The organism is Streptomyces durbertensis (genome assembly GCF_014156695.1).
GTDB lineage: Bacteria > Actinomycetota > Actinomycetes > Streptomycetales > Streptomycetaceae > Streptomyces > Streptomyces durbertensis.
Map to the genome: position 1 here is coordinate 1 of NZ_WMLF01000257.1, position 7,605 is coordinate 7,605.

The 7,605-nt window shown below is 74.3% G+C and carries 5 protein-coding genes; 4 read left to right on the forward strand and 1 reads right to left on the reverse strand.

Translation table 11 applies throughout. From position 1 onward, the window contains the following. Positions 1-369 precede the first annotated feature (369 nt). Complete coding sequence (locus GL263_RS17080) at positions 370-636, reverse strand: SGM_3592 family protein (protein WP_182856588.1); 267 nt, start codon at positions 634-636, stop codon at positions 370-372. Between the two features lie 409 nt (positions 637-1,045). Between GL263_RS17080 and GL263_RS17085 the strand changes: the two genes are divergently transcribed. From GL263_RS17085 to GL263_RS17100, 4 genes are all read left to right on the forward strand, one after another. Beyond that, positions 1,046-3,736: an ATP-binding protein gene (locus GL263_RS17085; RefSeq protein ID WP_182856589.1), complete on the forward strand. Its 2,691-nt coding sequence runs from the start codon at positions 1,046-1,048 to the stop codon at positions 3,734-3,736. Positions 3,737-3,993: 257 nt separating this feature from the next. Further along, positions 3,994-5,124: a polyprenyl synthetase family protein gene (locus tag GL263_RS17090; RefSeq protein WP_182856590.1), complete on the forward strand. Its 1,131-nt coding sequence runs from the start codon at positions 3,994-3,996 to the stop codon at positions 5,122-5,124. Between the two features lie 91 nt (positions 5,125-5,215). Continuing rightward, entirely contained in the window at positions 5,216-6,262 is a 1,047-nt protein-coding gene (locus GL263_RS17095) for a terpene synthase family protein (RefSeq protein WP_182856591.1), read from the forward strand. After that, positions 6,259-7,605 (forward strand): cytochrome P450 (locus tag GL263_RS17100; protein WP_182856592.1); only part of this gene is annotated, 1,347 nt, incomplete at its 3' end. The genes GL263_RS17095 and GL263_RS17100, both read left to right, overlap by 4 nt.

The window sequence follows — 7,605 nt, forward strand, 5'->3', positions numbered from 1 at the left end:
GTCCAGCATGTCCGCGACCGCGCTCTCCCCGCCGGCGAACGCGCACGCCCTTGCCGGCGCCGCGACGGCGGCACCGGCCGGCAGCAGCACGGCGCCCAGCACCGCCGTGCCCACCATCGCCACACGGACGCGGGCAGGTCGGCTGATCATCTCAGTCACGCAGGTGATCGTGCGCCCCGCGCGCGCCCTTCAGGGCGACTCGCCGTGATAATTCGCCGCTTGGGGTGAACTCGCGTGTCGCACGGCCTCGGAAGGCGTTGTGAAGGGGAGAACGCCCCGACCCAACATCAGCGCGGCGTGCGTGAGTTGGCCACGAATGGCGGGTGAGGCACCTCGGCGGGACGTGGCCGCCGAGCGGTGTGCGTCGGCTCAGTCCTCGCGGCGGCGACGGCGCTTGCGCGCCCTGCGCCTGCTCTTGCTGAAGAACCAGCCTGCCGGCGGCTCGTCCGCCCGCCAGGGCTGGGGCTCCGGAGGCTCCCGCCGCCAGCGTTCCTGGAGCATCCGGGTGCGCGCCGCCGGCTCGTTCACCTCGGCCGACCTGATGAAGTCCTCGTCGAGGACAAGGCCGTCCCAGTCGGTGCTCTCCTCGCTGCGGGGCTCGCGCTCCTCGCCCCGGCCCTGCGGCTCGCTGCCCACGGCACGTCTCCCGTCACTGGATAACGGAACTGGTCTCCCGGCAACGCGCCGGGTGTTCGAATGGTTCCCGACACGGGTCGGGTCACACCCCGGGCGCCGGAACCGGTGGTGGCCGCGCCGACGGCGGGCGGACGGGCGAATGGTGAGCGGGCGCGAGAATTCCGTCAAGGTCGGCCGACAGACCGTGACGGCGACGCTACGCTGACCGTGGCCATGCCGGACGGCGGTGGGCCGACAGCCCACGCCGGCCGGCCGGGGCCGCCACCCCAGCGGCCGGCCGAGACGCCCACACGACGCGCGCGAGACAGACGGCGCACTCACAGGTGTGCCAAGAGGGGAACGAGTGGTTCCGGAGCAGCTCGACACACAGCGAGCACAGGTCGACGGCCCTCCCGCACCCGGCGAGGGCGTGGCAGGTCCCCTGGAGCGCGAGGCGGAACTCGCCGCCGCCCGTGTCGCGGTCGACCGGCTCACCGCCGTCGTACGACCCGGCGCGCCCGGGCCCGGCGGGCTCGTCGCCTACACCGGAGCGGCGGGCGCCGGCAAGACGACCGTCCTCGCCGAGGTGCGGGCACTGGCGGTCGACCGCGGCTGCACCGCCCTGTACGCCAGGGGCGCGGAGCAGGAGCGCGCCACCGCCTTCCACGTGGTGCGGCAGCTGCTGCAACCCCTGCTCGCGGGCTTCTCCGAGCGGGAGCGGCACGATCTCCTCGGTGACTGGTACAGCATCATCGGCCCCTGCGTCGGGCTGTGCCCGCGCGAGGGCGCGCCGCCGGACCCGCAGGGCGTGCGCGACGGGCTCGACTGGGTGCTCACGCAGCTCGCCGTGCGCACCGGACCGCTCCTGCTCATGGTGGACGACCTGCACTGGGCCGACCCGGAGTCGCTGTGCTGGCTGGACTCCTTCGCGTTGCGGGTCGCCGAGCTGCCGATGCTGCTGGTCGTCGGCTACCGGCCGGACGAGCTGCCGGAGACGGTACGGGCGCTGGCCGCCGGCCGGGACGGCGGCGCGGTCCGGGTCCACGAGCTGGCCCCGCTGACCCCGGCGGCCGTCGCCGACCTCATACGCCGGCGCTTCGACGGGCGCGCCGCGGACGAGTTCTGCCACGAGGCGTGGCTCGCCACCGGCGGCAACCCGTTCCGCGCCGTGGAGCTGGCCGCGACCCTCCGCGACCGCGGACTGCTGCCGACCGCGGAGAACGCCGGGCGGCTCCGCGAACTGGCGGACTCGCTCAGCGGAGTGGGCCTGGTGGAACGGCTCGACGAACTCGGCTCCGCCGCCGTGCGGTTCGCCTGGGCGGTGGCCGTGCTCGGCTCGGAGGCGACGATGGAACTCGCCGCCTCGATGGCGGCGCTCGGCACGTTGGACGCGGCGGCCGCCCGCGACCGCCTGGTACGCGCCAGACTGCTGTGCGAGGGCGCGGAGCTGGAGTTCAGCCACCCGCTGGTGGCCAACGCGATCTACCGGCAGGTGCCGGGCGCGGTCCGGATCGGACTGCACGGCAAGGCGGCCTTCGAGCTCGTCACCGCCGGGCGCAGCCCGCGGCTGGCCGCCCGGCACCTGCTGGAGACCCACCCCGAGGGCGACGACTGGGTGGTGCGGAACCTGCGGGCCGCCGCCGAGGAGTACCTGCGGGCGGGTGCGCCGGACGCGGCGCGGCGCTGCCTGGAGCGCGCCCTGCGCGAGCCGCCGGCACCTGACGAGCAGGCCGCCGTCTGCTACGAGCTGGGCAGCCCCGCGCTGATGCACGACCCGTCGACCGCCGCCCGGCACCTGCGGACGGCCGTCGAGGAGAGCGGCGAGGACGAGACGCTGCGGCCGAACGCCGCCATCAGGCTCGCCCGCGCGCTCAGTTACGACGACCGGCTCTGTGACGCCGTCGCCGTGATGGAGGAGGAGGCCGCGCGGGCCACCGACTCCCGGGTCCGGCTGCGGATGCTCGCCGAGCACTTCATGATGGCGGCCTTCGCCGCGCAGGACGGCGACGCCCGCGCCAGGTCGCGCCGGCTCACCCGCATCACCGACCGGCTCACCGGCGCCGACCGCACCGAGCGCTACCTCTTCGGGCTGCGCGCATGGGACATGATGGTGCGCGGGGAACCCGCCGAGACGGCCCTGCACTTCGCGGAGCGGGCGCTGGCCGACGGCGGCATGAGCTGGACCGACGAGCGGTGGGGCTTCGAGATCCCGACCCTGGTCGCGCTGACCTTCCTGCACTGCGACCGGCCGGAGACCGCCGACCGGCTCTTCGCCGAGGGCATCGGCGAGTTCGAACGCCAGGGTTGGCGCGGGGTGCCGCTCGCGCTGGGTTACACCTTCCTCGGCCACATCCGGCTCCGCACCGGCCGGCTGGTGGAGGCCGAGGACTTCGTCCGCGCCGCGCTGCGACTGGGCGGCCGGGTGGGCGCGTACAGCCCGGTCGCCCTCTCCGCGGCCGGCAGTCTCATCCGGGTACTGCTGGCCCGAGGGCGGACCGAGGCTGCCGCCGAACTGGCCAAGCGGTACCGCTTCCACGAGCCGTTCCCCTCCGGGGTCTTCCCGGACATCCAGGCGGTGCGCGGTGAACTGCTGCTCGCACGGGGCGAGTACGAGCAGGCCGCAGCCGACCTCGTCGCGACCGGCCACCGGTTCGACGAGCGCGGGGTGCTGAACCCCGGTTGGTGCCCGTGGCTGCCGCAGCTGGCCCTCGCGAGGGCCGCGGACGATCCGGCGGAGGCACGGCGCCGCGCGGCGGAGGCCGTGCGCCGGGCGGAGCACTTCGCGGCGCCCTCGGTGCTCGGCCACACGCTGCGGGTCGCTGCCGAGGTGGCCGAACCGGCGGACCGGGTTGCGCTGATGAGCCGTGCGGTGTCCGTCCTGGAGGACTCGCCGGCGGCGGCCGAGGCCGCGACCGCACAGGTCTCCCTCGGCGCGCTGCTGCGGCAGGCCGGCCGGCTGGAGGAGGCCGCCGACCTGCTGTACCGGGGTGTGGAGCGGGCGGCGTCCTGCGGTCTGGAGACGGTGGTCGCGCAGGCCCGGCGGGAGCTCGCCGCCGCGGGACTGAGCCCGAGGCGGCTGTGCCCGGGCGCGTCCGCCCTGTCGAAGCCGAAGGGCGTCTGACCGGTGCCCCCGCCCGGTCCTGTGAGGGCGCGCGGGGAGGCGCGGGGGAGCGCGCGGGGCTCAACGCGCCGTGGCGCGCGCCTCCTTGTGATCCGTGGTGCGCCCGGAGCGCGGCCGGCGGTTTCTTCGGCGGAGCCAGTGGAGATGGATAGGTTTCAACCGTTCGGGTGACCTTCACTCAGCCGAACCGGTGGCCTTCCCGCACATCCGCACTACCACGCGCCCCTCGCCCGGGGAGCGACGGAGTTGATGGCGCCATGACGATCACCCTCACCGAGGAGCCGCTGGCCCCGACACGGCTGCTGAGAGCGGTGGAGAACGAGTTGGAGGCCTTCCTCTCCGGTAAACGCGCCCGCGCGGCGGACGGCACGACGGGGGAACCGGCGGCCGCGCTGGCCGACTTCGTCCTCCGCGGCGGCAAACGCGTCCGGCCCCTGATGTGTCTGTGCGGCTGGGCCGCCGCGCGAGCGGGCCGGCCGGCCCCCACGCCCGACGCCCCGCCCGTCGAGGGCGCCCGGCCCACCGACCAGGCCCCGCCGGAGGTGGTCAGGGCCGCCGCCTCGCTTGAGCTGTTCCACGCCTTCGCCCTCATCCACGACGACGTGATGGACAACAGCGACACCCGCCGCGGCGCGCCCAGCCTGCACCGCCTCCTGGCCTCCCGGTCCGGCCGCACCACCGACGCGGCGGACGAGCGGTTCGGCCGCTGCGCGGCGCTCCTGCTGGGCGACCTGGCGTTCAGCTGGGCGGACGAGGCCCTGCACACGGCCGGACTGCCGCCGCGGCGGCTGGCCGCCGTGCTGCGGATACAGGACGTCATGCGCGAGGAGCTGATGGCGGGGCAGTACCTCGACCTGGTCGCCGGCCGTTCCGCCGCAGCCGACCTCGGCACCGCGCTCACCGCGACCCGGCTCAAGACCGCCGCCTACACCTTCCAACGTCCGCTCCAGGTCGGCGTGGCGCTCGCCGGGGGAGACGCCGCGCTCCACGAGGCGTGCGGAGCCTACGGCCTCCCGCTCGGAGAGGCGTTCCAGCTCCGCGACGACCTCCTCGGTGTGTTCGGCGACCCGGCCGCCACCGGCAAACCCGTCGGCGACGACATCCGTGAGGGCAGGAACACCGTGCTCGTGGCGCTCGCCGTCGCACGCGCCGACCGCACCCAGCGCGCCGTGCTGAGCCGCACGCTCGGCCGACCGGACATCGGTGAGGCCGACATCGAGCGGGTACGCCGGGTGCTCGTCGACACCGGCGCCCGCGAGGAGACCGAGCGCATGATCACCGAGCGGCTGCACAAGGCGCTCGACGCCGTCCGCGGCGCCCTCTTCCCCGACGACGTCCGCGACCTGCTCGCGGCGTTCGCCGACCAGGCGGCCCGACGCGACCGCTAGCCCCTGGCGGCTCCCCGCTCGACGCACCCCCCACCTCAGATCGCACGTCCCCCCTCCCGCAACCGGCGCACCAGCGAACCCAGGAGCAGCGGTGTCACACAGTCCGACCGTCCCGAGGACCGACGGTTTCCATCTCCCCGTCTTCCCCCGCAGCCTCCCCGTCGTCTACCACCCGCACGCGGCGCAGACCGAGTTCCGCTCGAACGCCTGGGTGCGGCGGTACCTGGAGTCCTGCTGCACCTCGCAGACGCAGCTCATGCGCCTGCTGCGCCAACGCGTGGGCCTGTACGGCCCGTTGGTGGCACCGCTCACCGACCGGGACCGGGTGCTCGCGCTCGCCGACTTCTACCACTTCGTCGGGCTGATCGACGACCTCGCCGCCGACCACACCGGCGGGCTCGGTGCCAGCCCGGGCGGCGCCCGCGCGGCGTTCGACCGCATCACCGCCGAGTTCGGCGACCCCGGCTCCGCCACCACGCCCTTCGGGCTGGCCGCCGCCGACCTCTGGCAGCGCATGAGCCCCGACCTCAGCAGCCGCCAACAGCACCGTTTCCACCAGTCGTTGGCCGCCTTCCTCGACGGCATAGCCGCCGAGCTCCCCTACCAGCTCACCGGCACCGTGCCCGACTATCCCGCCTACATCGACATCCGACTGGCCAGCTTCGGCTGCGACTTCATCTGCCTCCTCAACGAGTACGCCGCCGCGGTCGACGTCTCCGACCTGTCCCGCTCCCCGGAACTGCGGGCCGTCCACGACCACGCCATGCGCCAGATGATCCTCGTCAACGACGTGCTGTCGCTCCGCAAGGAGCACGGCGACCCGATGAACGCCGTCCGGGTCCTCGAACACCACGACCGGCTGCCCCTGCAACAGGCCGTCGACGAGGTCGCCGCCCGTGCCGCCGCCCACGAACACCGCTACCTACAGGCCCGCGACGCCGCCCGCCGGCAGCTCGCCCACCGCCCCGACGTGGACGCATACCTCCGCGCCATGGACCATCTCCTCGCGGGGGCGCAGGAGTTCGAGTACCTCACGCCCCGCTACCTGGGCGACGGCGCGGTCTGGGACGGCAGCACGACCGGATGGGTGTCCCCGGTGCCGGCCGACCCCGCCGCGGCGAACGGGCTGCCGTCATGAGCGCCCCCACGACCCGGCCGGATACCCCGCGCGTCGGCACCGCGCCCGGCGCCCTCCCACTCCTCGGCCACGCACTGCCCCTACGGCTGCGCCCGCTCGCCTTCCTCGCCTCCCTGCCCGCCCACGGCGACCTCGTACGGGTACGGCTCGGCCCCCGCCCGGCCCATCTGGTCTGCGACCCCGAGCTGGTGCGGCAGGTGCTGCGCGACTCCCGCACCTTCGACAAGGGCGGCCCCCTGTTCGACAAGGTGCGACTGCTCACCGGAGACGGGCTCGCCACGTCCGACTGGTCCACCCACCGGCGCCAACGCCGCCTGATGCAACCCGCCTTCCACCCCGCCCGGATGGCCGGCTACGCCGAGGTCATGACCGAGGAGATCAACAGCGCCGTCGGCCGCTGGCGCCCTGGCGCCGCCGTCGACCTCAACGCGCAGATGCAGGCCCTCACCGCGAGGATCATCGTCCGGACGCTGTTCTCCGGACAGATCCGGCCGGCGGCGATCACCGAGATCCAGGAATGCCTGCCCGTCTTCACCAAGGGCGTCTACCGGCGGATGATCGCCCCCTTCGGCCTCGTCGAACGGCTGCCGCTGCCGGCCAACCGCGACTTCCAGCGGGCACTGGACCGTCTGCACTCCGTCATCGACGAGACGATCCGCGACTACCAGGCGACCGGGGCCGACCGCGGCGACCTCATGTCGACGCTGCTCACCGCCGAGGACGAGGAGACCGGGCAGGGCCTGTCCGCCGACGAGATCCACGAGCAGGTCGTCAGCCTGCTGCTCGGCGGTACTGAGACCACCGGCAACGTCCTGTCCTGGGCGTTCCACCTGCTGGCCCACCACCCGGAGGCCGAGGAGGAACTGACCGCCGAACTCGACCGGGTACTCGCCGGGCGCGCCCCCGCCTACACAGATCTGCCGCGACTGGAGTACACCCGGCACGTCATCACCGAGACGCTGCGCCTCTACCCCTCCACCTGGCTGCTCAGCCGCACCACCACGGCCGAGACCGAACTCGCCGGCGAACGGCTCCCGGAGGGCGCCGTCGTGCTGTTCAGCTTCTACGCCGTCGGCCGCAACCCGGCGCTCTTCGAGGACGTGGAACGCTTCGATCCGGGACGGTGGCGGCCGGAGCGGGTGGCGTCCGTCCCCCGCAGCGCCCAACTCTCCTTCGGGGCCGGCAGCCGCAAGTGCATCGGTGACCGCTTCGCGCTGGTCGAGGCGATGCTGCTGCTCGCCGCGGTGGGCTCGCGCTGGCGCCTCCGTCACGTGCCGGGGACCCGGGTGCGCGCCAAGCCCAAGGCCAGCCTCAGCACAGGACCGCTCCCCATGGTCCCGCAC

Excerpts from the sequence above, each read along its gene's own strand:
- GL263_RS17090 (WP_182856590.1), top strand. The coding sequence starts at position 3,994 with ATGACGATCACCCTCACCGAGGAGCCGCTGGCCCCGACACGGCTGCTG.